Source organism: Arthrobacter sp. PL16 (genome assembly GCF_035985055.1).
Taxonomy (GTDB): Bacteria; Actinomycetota; Actinomycetes; order Actinomycetales; family Micrococcaceae; genus Arthrobacter_D; species Arthrobacter_D cheniae.
Window position 1 is genome coordinate 228,642 of record NZ_JAXCIC010000005.1, and the last position, 17,363, is coordinate 246,004.

Genomic DNA, 17,363 nt, shown 5'->3' on the forward strand with positions numbered 1-17,363 from the left:
GTCCCGGCCGCCTCCGCCCCATTTCAGGGGTGTCAGTGGCATGGGCAATAATCAGTGCGTGACCAACCAACTCGATTTCAGCTCATTGCGCCTGGCCGTTCTCGGCGGCGGGCCCGGCGGATACGAAGCGGCGCTCGTCGCCGCCTCGCTCGGGGCCAACGTCACCATCGTCGAGCGGCAGGGCCTCGGCGGCTCCGCGGTGCTCACCGACGTCGTCCCGTCCAAGACCCTCATCGCCACGGCGGACACCATGACGCGCTTCACCGACGCGAGCGGGCTCGGCGTCCACTTCTCCGCCGACAGCAAGGTGTACGCGGATCTCGACAAGGTCAACCAGCGGCTGCTGAAGCTCGCCGTCGAACAGTCGTCCGACATCCGCGCGACGCTCGAACGCCTCGGCGTCCGGGTCATCATCGGCACCGGCAAGCTGCTCGACAACCACCGGCTGGAGGTCGTGTCCGACGGCGAGACGAGCATCATCGAAGCCGACGCCGTCCTCCTGGCCGTCGGCTCGACGCCGCGTGAGCTCCCGAGCGCCATGCCCGACGGCGAACGCATCTTCAACTGGACGCAGCTGTACAACCTCCGCCAGATCCCGGATCACCTGATCGTCGTCGGTTCCGGCGTCACCGGCGCCGAATTCGCGAGCGCCTACAACGGCCTCGGTTCCAAGGTCACGCTGATCTCCAGCCGTGACCGCGTGCTGCCCGGCGAGGACGCCGATGCCGCCGAGGTGCTCGAGGGCGTCTTCAAGGACCGCGGCATGACGGTCCTGTCGCGATCACGCGCCGACGCCGTGGACCGGACCGACGACGGCGTGATAGTCCGCCTTGCGGACGGCCGCACCGTCGAGGGCAGCCACTGCCTCGTCGCAGTCGGTGCCGTCCCGAACACGGTGGGCATCGGGCTCGAGGATGCCGGCGTCGCCGTCGGCGAGTCGGGCCATATCCAGGTCGATGGCGTCTCCCGCACCACCGCACCCAACGTCTACGCGGCGGGGGACTGCACGGGAGTGTTCGCGCTCGCCTCGGTGGCCGCGATGCAGGGGAGGATCGCCATCGCGCACCTGATGGGTGATTCCGTCAGCCCGATCAAGCTGAAGCAGGTCGCCTCGAACATCTTCACCTCCCCGGAGATCGCCACGGTCGGCGTGACGGAGGAGGACATCGCATCCGGGCAGTACCAGGGCGACATCGTGAAGCTGTCCCTGCATACCAATGCCCGGGCGAAGATGATGAACGTCAAGGACGGCTTCGTGAAGGTGATCTCGAGGAAGGGCTCCGGAACCGTCATCGGCGGGGTCGTCGTCGGGCCCAGGGCGTCCGAGCTGATCTTCCCGCTGGCGCTCGCCGTGACCAAGAAACTGCACGTGGACGACGTCGCCAACACCTTCACCGTCTACCCCTCGCTCACCGGATCGATCTCCGAAGCCGCGCGGCGCCTGCACGTCCACACATAGGACCTGGACTGATACGGGATGCCTTCCAGTAGTTCCGCTGTCCACATTGTGGACAGGCTTATCCACCTGATGGACACTGGTGGTCTGATGTCGGGATATCACTGAAGCACGGAGTCCGGGCTGCGCTGCCCCGAAAGGGTTCGCGGTCCGGCGCCCCGCCCGAGAAAGCCGACGCCATGACCTCCTCCACCTCCGCGGGTACCAGCGGAACCACTAAACCCCTCAACTCGCGGGGGAGGGTGATCTTCGCCAGCCTCATCGGGACCACGATCGAGTTCTACGACTTCTACATCTATGCGACAGCCGCCGTGCTCGTGTTCCCGGCCCTGTTCTTCCCGAACCAGACCTCGGCCAACCAGCTGTTGAGCTCCTTCGCGGTGTTCGGCGTCGCCTTCGTCGCCCGGCCCCTCGGATCGATCCTGTTCGGTCACTTCGGGGACAAGATCGGCCGCAAGGCGACGCTCGTCGCGTCCCTGCTCACCATGGGTGTCGCGACCTTCCTCATCGGCGTGCTGCCGACGGCCGAAGGTGCCGGCTGGATCTTCTGGGCCCCGTTCCTGCTCGTGGTGCTCCGCTTCCTGCAGGGCCTTGCACTGGGTGGCGAGTGGAGCGGCGCCGCGCTGCTGGCCACGGAGAATGCTCCCGAGGGCAAGCGCGCGATCTTCGGCACCTTCCCACAGCTCGGCGCACCGATCGGGTTCATCCTCGCCAACCTGCTCTTCGTGCTCCTCAGCACCACCCTCTCGCCGGAGGAGTTCATGTCCTGGGGCTGGCGCGTGCCGTTCCTGCTGAGCGCCGTCATGGTTATCATCGGCCTGTACGTCCGCCTCAAGCTGATCGAGAGCGCCTCGTTCCAGAAGGTCCAGAGCGAGGGCAAGGTCGTCAAGCTGCCGCTCGGCACCGTCTTCCGTGCTCACTGGCGTCCGCTCCTCCTCGGCACGTTCATCATGTTCGCCACCTACGTGCTCTTCTACTTCATGACGGCCTTCACCCTGACCTACGGCACCGCCCCCTCGTCCATCGAGCAGGCCCAGGCACGTGCAGAAGCGACGGGCAAGACGCTCACGCAGGCACAGATCGATTCCTTCGTGCCCGGCCTCGGAATGGACCGCCCCGACTTCCTGTGGATGCTGATCATCGGCGTCGTGTTCTTCGGAATCTTCACGATCGTGTCCGGCCCGCTCGCCGAGCGCTTCGGTCGCCGCAAGATGCTCCTTGCGACGACGATGGGAATCGGCATCTTCGGATTGCTCTGGGCGCCGCTCTTCGGGGCGGGGACCGTAGGCGCGATGGTGCTGCTGATCCTCGGCTTCACCCTCATGGGCCTCACCTTCGGACCGATGGCCGCCGTCCTGCCGGAACTGTTCCCGGCGAACGTGCGCTACACCGGCTCGGCCGTGGCCTACAACGTGTCGAGCATGATCGGTGCCGCCCCGGCCTCCTTCATCGCCGTGGCACTGTGGCAGGCGGCCGGCGGCAGCACGGTCCTCGTCGGCGTCTACCTCAGCGTCGCCGCAGTGGCAACGTTCATCGCACTGCTCGTCTCCCGCGAGACCCGTGACCACGACTACGAAAACAACGTCGCCTAGCTCCTCCTCGCACCGACGACGGCGCCGCATCCACCCGGGTGCGGTGCCGTCGTCGTTCCAATGCCTCGTCGGGGGTGGATGAAATCGGCGCTCGCGCCGCCCTGAAGCCACCCCTAGACTGGAAGCTCAGCCGGCTTAGCACATTCCTGGAAGCGTCATGACTGCGCGCCTGGGGCCGGTCAACGGGGTAGCGGAAGCGGGTGACATGGAGAAGCACGCCCTGGCCGGGCGGTATGCGTTGGGGGAGCGTGTCGGTGTCGGCGGAATGGCTGATGTCTTCACGGCCCGGGATACCCGCCTCGAACGGAACGTGGCAGTCAAGCTCTTCAGGCCCGGAACCGCCGACGGCATCCAGCGCGGTTCGGCGGAAGCGAAGATGCTCGCGCGGCTCGAACATCCAGGGCTGGTGCGCGTACTCGACATGGACAACGGCGAGGACTCGGGTGACGCCGCCTACCTCGTCATGGAGCTCGTCGACGGGCCGGATCTCAATGCACTCCTGCGGACCGGCGGACCCATGGATTGCGAGGCGGTGAGGCTCATGGGACTCGACCTCGCGCGCACGCTGCAGTACATCCACGGCCGCGGGATCGTGCACCGCGACATCAAGCCCTCGAACATCCTGACGCGTGACGTCGACCCGCACAGCGGCCTCTTCCGCTACCTGCTCACCGATTTCGGGATAGCCCGTTTCTTCGACGGCGGCCGGATGACGGCGACAGGTCAGGTCATCGGCAGTGCTGCCTACTTCAGTCCCGAGCAGGCTCGGGGCGACGGCGTGGGGCAGCCGACGGACATCTACTCGCTCGGCCTCGTGATGATCGAGGCGCTGACCGGTGAGCGGGCGTTCCCCGGGACGGGCATCGAGAGCGCTCTGGCCCGCCTCTCCCGGAGTCCGTCGATTCCGCACGCCGCTGGTCCGGCCCTGTCGGACCTGCTGATGTCGATGACGCTCGACGATCCGGCAGCCAGGCCCGACGCCGAAGGAGTGGTGGGAGCCCTCACTGTCATGGGTCCGCAGCAGGGGAACGACGGCGCCGCCAGCGGCACTGATCACGCGACCGACACGGCACGCCTCGACGCAACTCCCGCACCGACACGGATCATCGGGCACTCAGGAGTTGGAGCGGGCGCAGCGGAATCGGCGGGAGCGGGAGCGCCTGCGGATGCGGGTGTGCCTGCGGGAGCGGGAGCGCTTGCGGCTGGGAAAGTGGACCAGGGACGCACTGGCGGGTCTGCGGAACGCCCGCGCGTTGCTGTAGAACGCGCGGGCGTGCTGACCGGTAGCCCGTCATGGAGCGACGAACAGGCGGGACCCGGCTGGGGATCCGATGACGAGCCTGCGCGGTACGTCCCCGATGCTGATGGTCCTCGACAGTCGTCTGCCCGCCCCGCGCGCAGCCGCCGTCCCGCCGCGCTCAGGTGGCTCGTCGTCGTGCTCGGGATCCTCCTCCTGGTGGCCGGCCTCTGGGTCTTCAGCATGCTGGCTGGATCCGGCTCTTCGGCCGACGTCGAGCCGCTGCCGGCCGTGTCCGGCGAGCCCGGCGAGAAACTGCAGGAACTCTACGAAAGCGTGCAGCGATGACCTTCGGCTCCAGGATCAGGCTCCCGCTTCTGGTCGGTGCGGCGCTCCTGCTGACGGGTTGCGGCACGGAAGCCCTCGATGACGCCACGGCCGGTGCCTTCCAGGCAGAGGTGCGGACGATCGCGTCGACCGCCGCTGCGGGAGACACCGCGGGGGCGATCCTCCTGGCGCAGAACCTGAAGGAGGAGGTGGACAGCGCACGTGCGGCGGGGACGGTGACGGAGGACCGCGCCACCCTGATCGGCATGAGGATCGACACTGCCATCGCCTCGCTCGAGGCGGCACAGGCGATCGCTGACGAAGCGGCGGGTTCCACGGGCACGCCCGTAGCTCCACCCGCCGAGCCGGCCCCCGGGACTTCTCCGGTCCAACCCGAGCCCGTGCCGGCAGGAACGGCCCCGGTTGAACCTGCACCCAGCTCCGTCCCGGCTCCACCAGCCGGATCCGGCTCGGACGGTACTGACGGCGGGAACGACGGCGGGAACGACGGCGGGAACGATGCCGGGAACGACGGCGGGAACGACGGCGGGAACGATGCCGGGAACGACGGCGGTGATGATGCCGGCGACGATAGCGGCAGTGACGCCGACAACGGTGGCGATGGGGGCACAGGCTCGGGGACCGAGCCCGAGGCTCCCGGCAACAGCGGCGACTCCGCCGCCGACCGGGCTACCGAGCAGCGCAAGGCGGCGGAGAAAGCCGCCGAGAAAGAGCGGAAGGAGGGCAAGGGCGCCGACGGGAAGTAGGGTACGGCAGCTGCTTCCGCCGCTGCTGTCGATACCGGCGATCAGGCGCTGCCTGTCCGTACCGGCGATCAGGCGCTGCCTGTCCGTACCGGCGATCAGGCACTTGCTGTCCATGCCGGCGGATCAGGCGCTGCCGTCCGCACCGGCAATCAGGCGCTTGCTGTCCGTACCGGCGGATCAGGCGCTTGCTGTCCGTACCGGCGATCAGGCGCTGCCTGTCCGTACCGGCGATCAGGCGCTGCCTGTCCGTACCGGCGATCAGGCGCTGCCTGTCCGTACCGGCGATCAGGCGCTGATGGTGGCGATCACGGAGCCTGCGGAGACCGTGTCGCCGGTAGCTGCCGAGAGGCCCGAGAGGGTCCCTGACTTGTGGGCCGTCAGGGGCTGCTCCATCTTCATGGCTTCGAGCACCACAATGAGGTCGCCCTCGTCGACGACGTCACCGTCGGCTGCCGCCACCTTCACGATGGTGCCCTGCATGGGGGACGTCAGCTCGTCGCCACTGACCGCAGCCTTGCCCGCCCGCGCACGGGAGGACTTCTTGGACTTGGCCGGAGTGCCTGCCTTGCCGTTCGACGGAGCGCCGAGCCCGGAGGGAAGGACCACCTCGAGGCGGCGCCCGCCGACCTCGACGGTCACGCGTTGGCGGGAATGCTCCTCGGCGGTGGGCTCGGCCGGGCCCTTCCACGGTTCGATGGTGTTGTTGAATTCGGTCTCGATCCATCGGGTGTGGATCGAGAACGGTCCGTCGGCGGGGGCGAAGGCGGGATCGGCGACGACGGCGGCATGGAAGGGGAGCACGGTAGGCATCCCTTCGATCACCATTTCGCCGATCGCGCGACGTGCCCGCTGGAGAGCCTGCTCCCGGCTGGCACCGCTGACGATCAGCTTGGCGAGCATCGAGTCGAAGTTCCCGCCGATGACCTCGCCGGCCTCGATGCCGGAATCGACGCGGATACCGGGACCGGTGGGGAGCTTGAACGTCTGCACGGTGCCCGGAGCAGGCAGGAAGCCGCGGCCTGCGTCCTCACCATTGATGCGGAACTCGAAGGAGTGCCCGCGCACCTCCGGGTCGCCGTACCCGAGCGCCTCGCCCCGCGCGATACGGAACTGCTCGCGCACGAGGTCGATGCCCGTGACCTCCTCCGAGACGGGGTGCTCCACCTGGAGCCGCGTGTTCACCTCGAGGAAGGAGATGACGCCGTCCTGTCCCACCAAGAATTCGCAGGTACCGGCACCCTGGTAGCGGGCTGCCTTGAGGATGGCCTTGGACGCCTCGTAGAGCCGGGCGTTCTGCTCGTCGGACAGGAAGGGAGCGGGTGCTTCCTCGACGAGCTTCTGGTTGCGTCGCTGCAGGGAGCAGTCGCGAGTGGAGACCACCACCACATTCCCGTGTGCGTCGGCGAGGCACTGGGTCTCGACATGGCGTGGTGCGTCGAGGAACCGCTCGACGAAGCACTCGCCCCTGCCGAAGGCCGCCGTCGCCTCACGTACCGCCGAATCGAAGAGTTCAGGGATCTCCTCATGGCTGCGGACCACCTTGATTCCGCGTCCACCACCGCCGAAGGCTGCCTTGATGGCGATGGGCAGACCGAATTCCAGCGCGAAGTCGATGACTTCCTGCACCGACCCGACGGGGTCCCTGGTACCGGGGACCAGGGGGGCTCCGACGCGCTCGGCGATGTGGCGCGCCTGGACCTTGTCCCCGAGTTGCGAGATGGCGTCCGGTGAGGGGCCGATCCACGTAATGCCGGCGTCGATCACGCGCTGTGCGAACTCCGCGTTCTCGGAAAGGAAGCCGTAGCCGGGGTGGATGGCGTCGGCCCCGCTGCGCTGCGCTGCGGCCAGGATCCGGTCCATGACGAGGTAGGACTCGGCTGCGGTCTCGCCACCGAGCGCAAAAGCCTCATCGGCCATCCGCACGTGGAGCGCTTCGCGATCGGGTTCGGCGTAGACGGCGACCGAGGTGATGCCCTCGTCCCGAGCCGCCCGGATGATGCGGACCGCGATTTCCCCCCGGTTCGCCACCAGGACCTTCGTCACCCGGTGATGCTGTTGACCGGTGTTGGTGTCGGTGTTGCTGCTGATACTGGTGTGTTCCGACGGGGCGAGACGGGGCTGATTCATGGCGCGGTGGACTCCTTCTTCTCAGATCGGAGCCTAACCCGCTTTGGTGGCTTCCGCCCATGGATCGTGCTGATCGCGAGTGTTGTACAGCGATCCTTTGTAGGGAACCTACAAGGAGGAGGACTTGTCCCACAGGGCGGTGATGGGCACCCCTGCGGAGTGCAGGAGGGAGCGGAGCGTGGAGATGCTGAGCCCGACGACGGCGTGCGGGTCGCCGTCCACGCGGTCGATGAAGGCACCCCCGAGTCCGTCAATCGTGAAGGCTCCTGCGCACTGGAGTGGCTCGCCGCTCGCTACGTAGTCCCGGACCTCAGCGTCGGACATGGCACCGAAGTGCACGGTCGCGGAGGAGACCCTGCCGATCGTGGCGCCGGATCCGCCGTCGCGCGTGTCCACGAGCCAATGCCCGGTATGGAGCACGCCGAAGCGCCCGCGCATGCGGCTGATCCGCTCGATCGCGACGGCGGACTCGTAGGGCTTGCCATGCGCCTCACCGTCGAACTCGAAGACGGAGTCACAGCCGATCACCAGGGCGTCCTCGGCGACCTGCAGCGAGGCGACCGCTTCGGCCTTGGCGCGCGCGAGCAGCAGGGAGGTGTCGTGCGCATCGAGGTCACCGTACGAAGCGACGACGGCGGCTTCATCGACGTCGGACACGAGGATCGAGTGATCGATACCCGCTTCGGCGAGGAGTTTGGTGCGGGCAGGGGACTTGGACGCGAGAATCAGTCGGACGGTCATGCTCCAAGCCTAGGGGCCCGCCCCCACGGATTGGTGGGTGCCGGTCCCGTTCGGACGGGACCGGCAGGATCCTCACCAGTAGTGCGCGACGTCGACCACCACCCTCGAACCGGCACCGGGACCGGGTACCACGAAGACGCGGACGGGAAGCTGGGCCCGGACCCCGACTCCGAAGCTGGTGCGGCCTTCGTAGCTTCCGCCCGTCGCGACCTGACGGAAGGTCGAGTAGCCCGCGACGTTCACGAGCTCCCTCCGGTTCGCGGGTCGGTAGGTCGGCGTGTAGTTCCCGTCGTACGAGGGAGCGATGACGGTCACGGAGAGGCGTGCGCCACCCCGGAGCGGAATCGGCAGGCCCGACCCTATGCCGGTGAACTGGGTGACGTACCGGGCTGAGTATCCGGAGACGGGGCCGCTGACATCGATGACGAGGCGATCGAAGCAGCCGTGCTGACCGGAACGGACGTTGGTGATGGGAGCGGAATAGGTGGGGGTATAGGCAGCTTTCGCCGTCGAACCCCATGTGATGCCGCAGTAGGCGGCGGATGCCGGCGGTGCCCCTGCGAGGCCGAGGCCTGCGGTGAGGGCGAGGGCGGCGAGTGTGGCGGAAAGTTTCTCCGTCAGGCGCGATTTGTTCATAGCGCACCACCTTGTCGTGCTGGATAGGTGCCTTCATGGTGCTCCCGACCACGGGGAAAAGCGCCGCCGTCAAGAGGAACGGCACCGAATCGTTAGAAGTACACCGAAACGTTAGCTTAAACGCCGAACGGCCCGCCCCTGATCTGTGGGGGCGAGCCGTCGGATGGTGCTGCAGGTGGTCACCGGGTGATCGAGGCCGAGATCCCGTCATTGGCTGCGGTGGGATCGATGTCCTCGAGGACGCTGTCATCCGCGAAGGGGTCTCCCGTGCGCTGGGCGTTGTAGAGCTCGAGGTCGAGCAGCCCCTCACGCCTGGCGACGATCGTCGGGATGAGTGCCTGGCCCGCCACGTTCACGGCGGTGCGGCCCATGTCGAGGATCGGATCGACGGCGAGCAGCAGACCGACGCCGGCCAGGGGGAGTCCCAGCGTCGAGAGCGTGAGGGTCAGCATGACGACGGCGCCGGTGGTCCCCGCGGTCGCTGCGGAGCCGAGCACCGACACGAGCGCGATCAGCAGGTACTGCGTCAGTGACAGGTCGATGCCGAAGAACTGGGCGACGAAGATCGCGGCGATCGCGGGGTAGATGGCGGCGCAACCGTCCATCTTCGTGGTCGCTCCAAGGGGGACTGCGAAGGAGGCGTAGCCGCGGGGGACGCCCAGGTTCCGCTCCGTGACGCGTTGCGTGAGGGGGAGTGTGCCTACCGAGGATCGTGAGACGAAGGCGAGCTGGATGGCGGGCCAGGCGCCGGAGAAGTACTGCTTGACCGACAGCCCGTGCGCCTTGATCAGGACGGGGTAGACGGCGAACAGCACGAGTGCGAGTCCGACGTAGACGGCGATGGTGAACTTGCCGAGCGAGCCGATGGTGTCCCACCCGTAGACCGCCACCGCGTTGCCGATGAGACCGACGGTACCGAGCGGTGCGATGCGGATGATCCACCAGAGGACTTTCTGGATGACGGCCAGCGCGGAGGCGTTGAAGGTGAGGAACGGCTCGGCCTGCTTGCCGACCTTGAGGGCCGCGATGCCGACGGCGACGGCGACGACGAGCACCTGCAGGACGTTGAAGTTCAGCGCCGTGGTAACCGCTCCGGTCTCGGCGACGCTGGACGAGGCCTGAAGACCGAGGAAGTTGGCGGGGATCAGCCCGGTCAGGAACGCCCACCAGCTGCCGGTGCTGCCCGTGTACTCGGCGGGCTGCGTGGCGTCCGTGCCGGCGCCGGGCTGGAAGACCACGCCGAGCGCGATACCGATGACGACCGAGATCAAGGCGGTGATGGCGAACCACAGCAGGGTCTGGCCGGCGAGCCGGGCCGCGTTGTTGACTGCACGGAGATTCGCGATCGAACTGACGACGGCCGTGAAGATCAGGGGCACGACGGCGGCGCGCAGCAGGGCCACGTAGCTCGAGCCGAGAGTGGCGAGCGTGGTGCCGAGCCCGGTGGGCGTCTCCTGGGTGTGGCCCGAGTATTTGGCGAGGAGGCCGAGGGCGAGACCCACGACGAGCGCGGCGATGATCTGCGGCCCGAAGGACGTCATCCAGCGGGGTAACGCGCGCCGGGAAGGCAGAGAGTTCAGTTTGGTAGACACGACCGAAACACTAGGGCGGTCCTTATACCCAAGCGAAGCGGGAGTTGCGAAATGTTACGCGGCAGGAGCGCCCGTAGGGGGATGCTGCGGGCGCTCCTGCCGCGTGCAGCCGCCGTCGTTCCTGGTTTTCACCCGCCGGAGCGGGTGTCGCGGCGAGACACGCGGGCTATTGCGGCAATCCGCAGCAATAACCAGGAACGACGGCGGGCGGGGACGCTGCGCCAGGTGGTGGCGCTCGCTGCCGCGTGCAACCGCCGTCGTTCCTGGTTTTCACCCGCCGGAGTGGGTGGCGCGGCACAACACGCCGTCTGGTGCAGCAATCCACAGCAATAACCACGAACGACGGCGGGCGGGGACGCTGCGGCAGGTGATGGCGCTCCCGCCGCGTGCAGTCGCCGTCAGTGGGGGGATGCCGGGGACGCTGCGGCAGGTGGTGGCGCTCGCTGCCGCGTGCAACCGCCGTCGTTCCTGGTTTTCACCCGCCGGAGCGGGTGTCGCGGCGAGACACGCGGCCAATTGCGGCAATCCGCAGCAATAACTAGGAACGACGGCGGGAGGGTCAGGACACCAGTGCCGGGAGGGTCAGGACACCAGCGCCCGGCGCAGCGTGTCGAGACCGACGGAGCCGAGGTTGAGGGCCCTGGTGTGGAAGGCGCGGAGGTCGAAAGCGTCTCCCTCGCCTGCCCGCACCTCGTCACGGACCTGCTCCCAGAGGCGCTGGCCGATCTTGTACGACGGAGCCTGGCCCGGCCACCCGAGGTACCGCGTGTATTCGAAGCTGAGCTGGCCCTCGCTGATGGCTATGTTCTCCTTCAGGAAGTCGTAGCCCTTGTCCGGCGTCCATGTGCCCTGACCCCAGCGCTCAGGCACCTCCAGCTCGAGGTGCACGCCGATGTCGAAGACGACGCGGGCTGCGCGCATGCGCTGGGCGTCGAGCATGCCGAGGCGGTCGCCGGGATCGGAGAGGAATCCGAGCTCCTGCATGAGGCGTTCCGCATACAGCGCCCAGCCCTCCCCTTGCCCTGAGACCCAGATGGCGTTGCGGCGCCAGGGATTGAGCAGAGCGCGCTGGTAGGTCGCCGTCGCTACCTGCAGGTGATGGCCGGGGATGCCTTCGTGGTAGACGGTGGTCGTCTCCTTCCAGGTGGTGAACGAGTCCTCGCCCTCGGGCACCGACCACCACATGCGGCCCGGACGGGAGAAATCGTCACTCGGGCCGGTGTAGTAGATGCCGCCCTCATTGGTGGGGGCGATCCGGCACTCGAGGCGCCGCATCACGTCCGGGACGTCGAAGTGCACGCCGGCCATCGCGTCCACGGCCTTGTCCGACAGCTCCTGCATCCAGGCCTGGAGCGCATCCGTGCCCTGCAACTGGCGGGCCGGGTCCTCGTCGAGGATGCGCATGGCCTCGCTGATCGACGCACCCTTGCTGATCTCGTCGGCGACCGCCTCCTGCTCGGCGATGACGCGGTCGAGCTCCTCGACCCCCCACTGATACGTCTCCTCGAGATCGACGGCGGACCCGAGGAACCGGCGGGACATCAGGGCGTAGTGCTCCCGGCCGACGGCGTCCTTCTCCGGCGCGGTGGGAAGGAGATCGTCCTGCAGGAAGGTCGCGAGGCCGCGATAGGCGCCGCGGGCAGCTTCTGCACCGGATCTCAGCTGCTCCCGCAGTGATTCCGGCAGGTCGCCGTCGTCCGCGCTGACGGTGGCGCCCAGGGAATCGAAGAAACCGCCGTCCTCGGCGTACTTGGCCGATTGCTCGATCACGATGGCGACCTGGCGACGGGCGGCGACCAAGCCTCGCTCACGGCCTTCGCGGAGGGAGGCGATGTACCCGCCGAGGGCGGCCGGGATGTTGGCCATGCGCCCGGCGATGTGGCTCCAGTGTTCCGCTGTAGCGGTCGGCATGAGATCGAAGATCGCGCGGATGTTCTGGGCCGGGCAAGCGATGTTGTTGAGCTCCGAGTAGTCGAGCCCTGCCTCGTGGATCTCGAGATCGAGGCCGAGACGCTCGCGCATGGCGTCGAGCGTGACGACATCGACGTCGTCGGCGGGCTGGAGGTTCTCCAACCGGCGCAGGGCATTACGGGAGGCTTCGGCGAGGGCCTTGATCCCGGCCGGTGAGTAGTCCTGGTATTCGGTCTCGTGTCCGGCCAGGCCCAGTTCGGTGGCGAAGTTGGGCATCAGTTCGAGGAGTGTCTCGTAGTACGACGTCGCCACGGCATCGATGGCGGTGGACGGGCGTGCGGGCTGCGCGCCGGGGGCGGGGGCTGAAGTGTTGTGGGTCACGCCCCGAGCCTAGCCCCAGGCAGTTGCCGGAGGCTACCGTCTCCGGGCGAGCAGGACCGGGGCATTGCGTCCCCTGCGAGTGACCTTGAAGGGCGCGATCCCTGGTGGCGCCCCTCCGAAAAAGCTGGTGGACTCTCCAGGGTGCAGTCGAGTCGACCGATCTCGGGCCGCCATCCCACCACAGGAGAACTGAGATCCATGACGCCACCAGCACACCCCATCCTCGCGAACGACCGTACCTCCGAATGGTTGGGTATCGACGTGGACCGGGCGGATTTCGGCGACGTGCAGATCCGGATGGTCATCCGGAGGGAGATGGTGAACGGCTTCGGCATAGCGCACGGCGGGATCATCTTCGCTTTCGCCGACACGTGTTTCGCCCTTGCCTGCAATGACCCTGCCGGCGACTCCTCGACCATCACGGTCGCTTCCGGCGCCGACATCTCCTTCGTGGCGTCCGCCCTCGAAGGCCAGACCCTCACCGCCGTCGGCACAGTCCTCACCCGGACCGGGCGAAGCGGGCTGTACGACGTCCACGTAACCTCGGGCGACACCCTGATCGCCGAGTTCCGGGGCCGCAGCCGCACCGTAGCCGTACCACAGCCCTGATGTGGTCCCTGCTCGGCGTCGGTCCGGCCACCACCGGTTCCCAGGAGTTGCCCGCGGCCCGAGGAGCAGCGCCGCGCTCAGCGGACGCTACGCCGCCATGAGCCGGGCCCGGGCGTCGGACCGAGCCGGAGCAGGGCCCTACGGACCCAGGACCGCCCCTGATCGGGAGCGTCCGCTGCGTCCTCCGCACCCTGCAGGGCGACGACGACGGCGGTGAGCGCGGCGAGCTCCTCATCGGAGGGGTTGCCAGACACGACGGTGAGGAGCGGAGCGTCCTCGACCGGATCAGGACGCGCGGGCGCGGAGGACCGGGGATCGTCCTCGGGCCTTGCCTTCTTGCCCGTCACAGCGGGATGTTCCCATGCTTCTTGGCGGGGTTGGACGCCCGCTTGTCCCTCAGCGCTCGCAGCCCGCGGACGATGTGCAGCCGGGTCTCCGAGGGCGCGATGACGGCGTCGACGTAGCCGAGCCCCGCCGCCTGGTACGGGTTCAGCAGTTCTTCCTCGTACTGCTGCACGACGTCGGCGCGTGCGGCCTCGACGTCGCCTCCGGCGTCGGCCACTGCCTTCAGCTGACCGCGGTACAGGATGTTGACGGCACCCTGCGCGCCCATGACGCCGATCTGCGCGGTGGGCCAGGCGAGGTTGAGGTCCGCTCCGAGCTTCTTCGACCCCATCACGATGTAGGCGCCGCCGTACGCCTTCCGCGTGATCACGGTCAGCTTCGGCACGGTGGCCTCGGCGTAGGCGTAGAGCAGCTTGGCGCCGCGGCGGATGATGCCCTGGAACTCCTGGTCCTTGCCGGGCAGGAAACCGGGCACGTCCACGAGGGTCAGGATCGGGATGTTGAAGGCGTCGCAGTGCCGGACGAAGCGGGCGGCCTTCTCCGAGGCGTTGATGTCGAGGGTTCCGGCGAACTGCAGGGGCTGGTTGGCGACGATGCCGATGGTGTGGCCTTCCACCCGGGCGTAACCGGTGACGACGTTCGGCGCGTACAGCGCCTGCATCTCGAGGAAGTGGCTGTCATCCACGATCGCGCTGATCACCGCGTGCATGTCGTACGGCTGGTTCGCGGCGTCGGGGATGAGCAGGTCGAGGGCAAGATCCTCGTCGGTCACCTCGGGTTCGTCGACGAACGCCGTCAACGGTGCTTCGGCGAGGTTGTTCGACGGCAGGAAGTCGAGGAGCTCGCGGACGAAGCCGATGGCGTCCGCCTCATCGGTCGCGAGGTAGGCGGAGGTTCCCGTCGTCGTGTTGTGCTGCCGTGCGCCGCCGAGCGTCTCCATGTCGACGTCCTCGCCGGTCACCGTCTTGATGACATCGGGGCCCGTGATGAACATGTGGGAGGTCTTGTCGACCATCACCACGAAGTCGGTCAGCGCGGGGGAGTAGGCCGCTCCACCGGCGCAGGGCCCCATGATCAGGGAGATCTGCGGGACCACGCCGGAGGCATGGACGTTGTTGCGGAAGATGTCCGCGAACATCGCCAGCGAGGCGACGCCCTCCTGGATGCGCGCCCCGCCGCCGTCGTTGATGCCGATGACCGGGCAACCGTTGCGGAGGGCGAATTCCTGCACCTTCACGATCTTCTCGCCGTTGACCTGGCTGAGCGAGCCCCCGTAGACGGTGAAGTCCTGGCTGTAGATGGCGACCTGGCGTCCATCCACGGTCGCGTACCCGGACACGACGCCGTCGCCCAGGGGTTTCTTCCGCTCCATGCCGAAGGCTGTGGAGCGATGGACCGCGAGTGCGTCGAACTCGACGAACGAGCCCTCGTCGACCAGCAGCTCGATGCGCTCGCGAGCCGTGTTCTTGCCGCGCGCGTGCTGCTTCTCGATCGCCTCGGGACCGGAGGGCTGCTCCGAGAGCGCCGTGCGCCTCCGGAAGTCGGCGAGCTTCCCGGCCGTCGTGGTGAGGTCGGGCTGCAGGTCCTGGTGCATTGATACTCCGGTCGGCGGGTGGATGGGGCGGGCGCCGCGTAGGTCCCGGCCGGAACTGGAGGTTTCCGACAACGAGCAGCGCAATCACCCCAGTCTAGTGAGGTTCAGGAGGCGCGCCGTTGTAGGACGCCTACAGTTTCCGCCGTCATCGGTTAGCCGGACCGCCGTAGTTACCCGTCAGTAACATCGACGCGTCGCAGGCTGTCCAGGCGCCCCGGATTGCTTATGGTGGAGCCATGACTGCACGCAACGAAGCCCAGGAACCGCACGCGGTGAGCGCGGGGACCGACGGCGTTCCCCCGCTCGCGGGACGCACCATCATCATGTCGGGTGGAAGCCGCGGCATCGGCCTTGCCATCGCCCTCCGCGCTGCACGGGACGGCGCGAACATCGCCCTCATGGCCAAGACCGGCGAGCCCCATCCCAAGCTCGAGGGCACCGTCCATACCGCTGCCGAGCAGATCGAGGCGGCAGGAGGGCGGGCCCTGCCGATCGTGGGGGACGTGCGGAACGACGACGACGTGCAGGCGGCCGTCGATGCCGCGGTCAGCACCTTCGGCGGGATCGACATCGTGGTGAACAACGCGTCCGCGATCGACCTGTCGAAGACGCCCGACGTCGACATGAAGCGCTACGACCTCATGGCCGACATCAACGTCCGCGGCACGTTCATGCTCAGCAAGTTCTCCCTCGAGGCACTGAAGCGATCGGTGAACCCGCACATCCTCACCCTCTCACCGCCCCTGAACCTCGCGCCCAGATGGGCGGGCATGCACCTCGCCTACACCATGGCTAAATACGGGATGAGCCTGACCACCCTCGGCCTCGCGGAGGAGCTCAAGGATGACGGCATCGCCGTGAACTCGCTGTGGCCCGCCACCCTGATCGACACCGCCGCCATCCGGAACATGCCGGGCGGGAGCCGCATGGTGCAGGCCGCCAGGAGCCCCCGGATCGTCGCCGACGCGGCCTACGCTCTCCTCGTCCGGGATGCCCGCAGCTGCACCGGGAACTTCTACACGGACGAGGAGGTGCTGCGTGAGGTGGGTCTGACCGACCTCACCGGCTACAGCCTGGGGGCTCCCGAGGCCCAACTCGTCCCGGACATCTTCCTCTGACAGCCCGGCTCGGAGGGGAAGGCCCCTCTCCGGATAAGATCGATGCCATGTCCTCCCGCTATTCCAACCTCGAGCGACCGGGCCTCGACCTGGGCGCGCTGAGGTCGGCGCTGTGCATGCCGGCGGGGCCCTTCTCGCGGCTCGACATCGTGGACAGGACCGGCTCCACGAACACCGACCTGGTGGAACACGCCCGGCGGGAGACGGCGGGATGGCCTGATCTCAGCGTCCTCGGAGCCGAGGTGCAGACCGCCGGCCGCGGACGGCTCGACCGCAGCTGGGTGGCACCCGAGCGCTCGTCGCTCTTCGTGAGCGTGCTCCTGCGGCCGTTCAACCGGCAGGGACGGCCCGTACCCACCACCGCCTACTCGTGGTTCTCCCTCCTCGGAGCGCTCGCGCTCGCCGAGAGCGTCGAGGACCGCACGGAGATCGCCCCGCAGCTCAAGTGGCCCAACGACGTCACGGTCGACGGCCGGAAACTCGCCGGAGTGCTGGCGCAGTTCGTCCCGGGCGCGGGCGCCGAGCCTCCCGCGGTCGTCGTCGGGGTGGGGCTCAACGTCAGCCTCACCGATGACGAACTTCCGGTCCCGACGGCCACGAGCCTGCTCCTCGAGTACTCCGGAACGACCGATCGGAACATCCTGCTGAAGTCCTTCCTGCGGACGTTCGCCGATCACTACAGGGCCTTCTGCGACGTCGACGGTGACGCCGGCGCGGCCTGGGACAGCGGGCCGTCCCTGCTGGCCCGCGTAGGAGAACGCATGACCACGCTCGGCCAGGACGTGCGGGCCGAGCTGCCGGGAGGCGGCTTCCTGAGCGGCCGCGCGCTGAGCCTTGACGGGCAGGGCGCGCTCGTGGTGCGCGACGACGACGGCGAGCGGCACACCATCTCGGCGGGCGACGTCGTGCACCTGCGCCCCCAGGTGTAGA

The 17,363-nt window shown here is 68.0% G+C and carries 14 protein-coding genes; 7 read left to right on the plus strand and 7 right to left on the minus strand.

What is annotated here, in order from left to right; all coding sequences use genetic code 11:
* Window positions 1-58 precede the first annotated feature (58 nt).
* The 4 genes from RCH21_RS12075 to RCH21_RS12090 all read left to right on the plus strand — a co-directional run bounded on the left by RCH21_RS12075 (window position 59) and on the right by RCH21_RS12090 (window position 5,379).
* On the plus strand, window positions 59-1,459 hold the full coding sequence (locus RCH21_RS12075; RefSeq protein WP_326964565.1) for an NAD(P)H-quinone dehydrogenase: 1,401 nt from the start codon (window positions 59-61) through the stop codon (window positions 1,457-1,459).
* A 176-nt stretch (window positions 1,460-1,635) separates the two neighbouring features.
* Complete coding sequence (locus RCH21_RS12080; protein WP_326964566.1) at window positions 1,636-3,048, plus strand: MFS transporter; 1,413 nt, start codon at window positions 1,636-1,638, stop codon at window positions 3,046-3,048.
* A gap of 157 nt (window positions 3,049-3,205) precedes the next feature.
* A complete protein-coding gene (locus RCH21_RS12085) occupies window positions 3,206-4,633 on the plus strand; it encodes a serine/threonine-protein kinase (protein ID WP_326964567.1) in 1,428 nt (475 codons plus the stop codon).
* Window positions 4,630-5,379 carry a hypothetical protein gene (locus tag RCH21_RS12090; RefSeq protein ID WP_326964568.1) on the plus strand — a complete coding sequence of 250 codons (750 nt, stop codon included), beginning with the start codon at window positions 4,630-4,632 and terminating at the stop codon, window positions 5,377-5,379. Before RCH21_RS12085 ends, RCH21_RS12090 begins: the two co-directional genes overlap by 4 nt.
* Window positions 5,380-5,664: 285 nt before the next feature.
* Here the strand turns inward: RCH21_RS12090 and RCH21_RS12095 are convergent, their stop codons facing one another.
* From RCH21_RS12095 to RCH21_RS12115, 5 genes are all read right to left on the minus strand, one after another.
* On the minus strand, window positions 5,665-7,506 hold the full coding sequence (locus RCH21_RS12095) for an acetyl/propionyl/methylcrotonyl-CoA carboxylase subunit alpha (RefSeq protein ID WP_326964569.1): 1,842 nt from the start codon (window positions 7,504-7,506) through the stop codon (window positions 5,665-5,667).
* A gap of 108 nt (window positions 7,507-7,614) precedes the next feature.
* A complete protein-coding gene (locus RCH21_RS12100) occupies window positions 7,615-8,247 on the minus strand; it encodes a Maf family protein (RefSeq protein WP_120148225.1) in 633 nt (210 codons plus the stop codon).
* Window positions 8,248-8,319: 72 nt separating this feature from the next.
* Window positions 8,320-8,883, minus strand: a complete 564-nt coding sequence (locus RCH21_RS12105) for an AMIN-like domain-containing (lipo)protein (RefSeq protein WP_326964570.1) — start codon at window positions 8,881-8,883, stop codon at window positions 8,320-8,322.
* A 179-nt stretch (window positions 8,884-9,062) separates the two neighbouring features.
* The gene (locus RCH21_RS12110) at window positions 9,063-10,424 is read right to left on the minus strand and encodes a dicarboxylate/amino acid:cation symporter (protein ID WP_326964643.1); all 1,362 of its coding nucleotides are present in this window, start codon (window positions 10,422-10,424) and stop codon (window positions 9,063-9,065) included.
* A 633-nt stretch (window positions 10,425-11,057) separates the two neighbouring features.
* Entirely contained in the window at window positions 11,058-12,767 is a 1,710-nt protein-coding gene (locus RCH21_RS12115; RefSeq protein WP_326964571.1) for a DUF885 domain-containing protein, read from the minus strand.
* Between the two features lie 198 nt (window positions 12,768-12,965).
* Here RCH21_RS12115 and RCH21_RS12120 point away from each other — a divergent pair, with 198 nt between their 5' ends.
* Entirely contained in the window at window positions 12,966-13,376 is a 411-nt protein-coding gene (locus RCH21_RS12120; protein ID WP_326964572.1) for a hotdog fold thioesterase, read from the plus strand.
* A 77-nt stretch (window positions 13,377-13,453) separates the two neighbouring features.
* Here RCH21_RS12120 and RCH21_RS12125 read toward each other — a convergent pair whose 3' ends face one another.
* The gene (locus RCH21_RS12125; protein ID WP_326964573.1) at window positions 13,454-13,723 is read right to left on the minus strand and encodes an acyl-CoA carboxylase subunit epsilon; all 270 of its coding nucleotides are present in this window, start codon (window positions 13,721-13,723) and stop codon (window positions 13,454-13,456) included.
* On the minus strand, window positions 13,720-15,303 hold the full coding sequence (locus tag RCH21_RS12130; RefSeq protein ID WP_120148458.1) for an acyl-CoA carboxylase subunit beta: 1,584 nt from the start codon (window positions 15,301-15,303) through the stop codon (window positions 13,720-13,722). The genes RCH21_RS12125 and RCH21_RS12130 overlap by 4 nt, the downstream gene beginning before the upstream one ends.
* A 248-nt stretch (window positions 15,304-15,551) precedes the next feature.
* Between RCH21_RS12130 and RCH21_RS12135 the strand changes: the two genes are divergently transcribed.
* Together RCH21_RS12135 and RCH21_RS12140 are read left to right on the plus strand one after the other, a co-directional pair.
* Entirely contained in the window at window positions 15,552-16,433 is an 882-nt protein-coding gene (locus tag RCH21_RS12135; protein ID WP_326964574.1) for an SDR family oxidoreductase, read from the plus strand.
* A 47-nt stretch (window positions 16,434-16,480) separates the two neighbouring features.
* Window positions 16,481-17,362 carry a biotin--[acetyl-CoA-carboxylase] ligase gene (locus tag RCH21_RS12140; RefSeq protein WP_326964575.1) on the plus strand — a complete coding sequence of 294 codons (882 nt, stop codon included), beginning with the start codon at window positions 16,481-16,483 and terminating at the stop codon, window positions 17,360-17,362.
* The last annotated feature ends 1 nt before the right edge of the window (window position 17,363 follow it).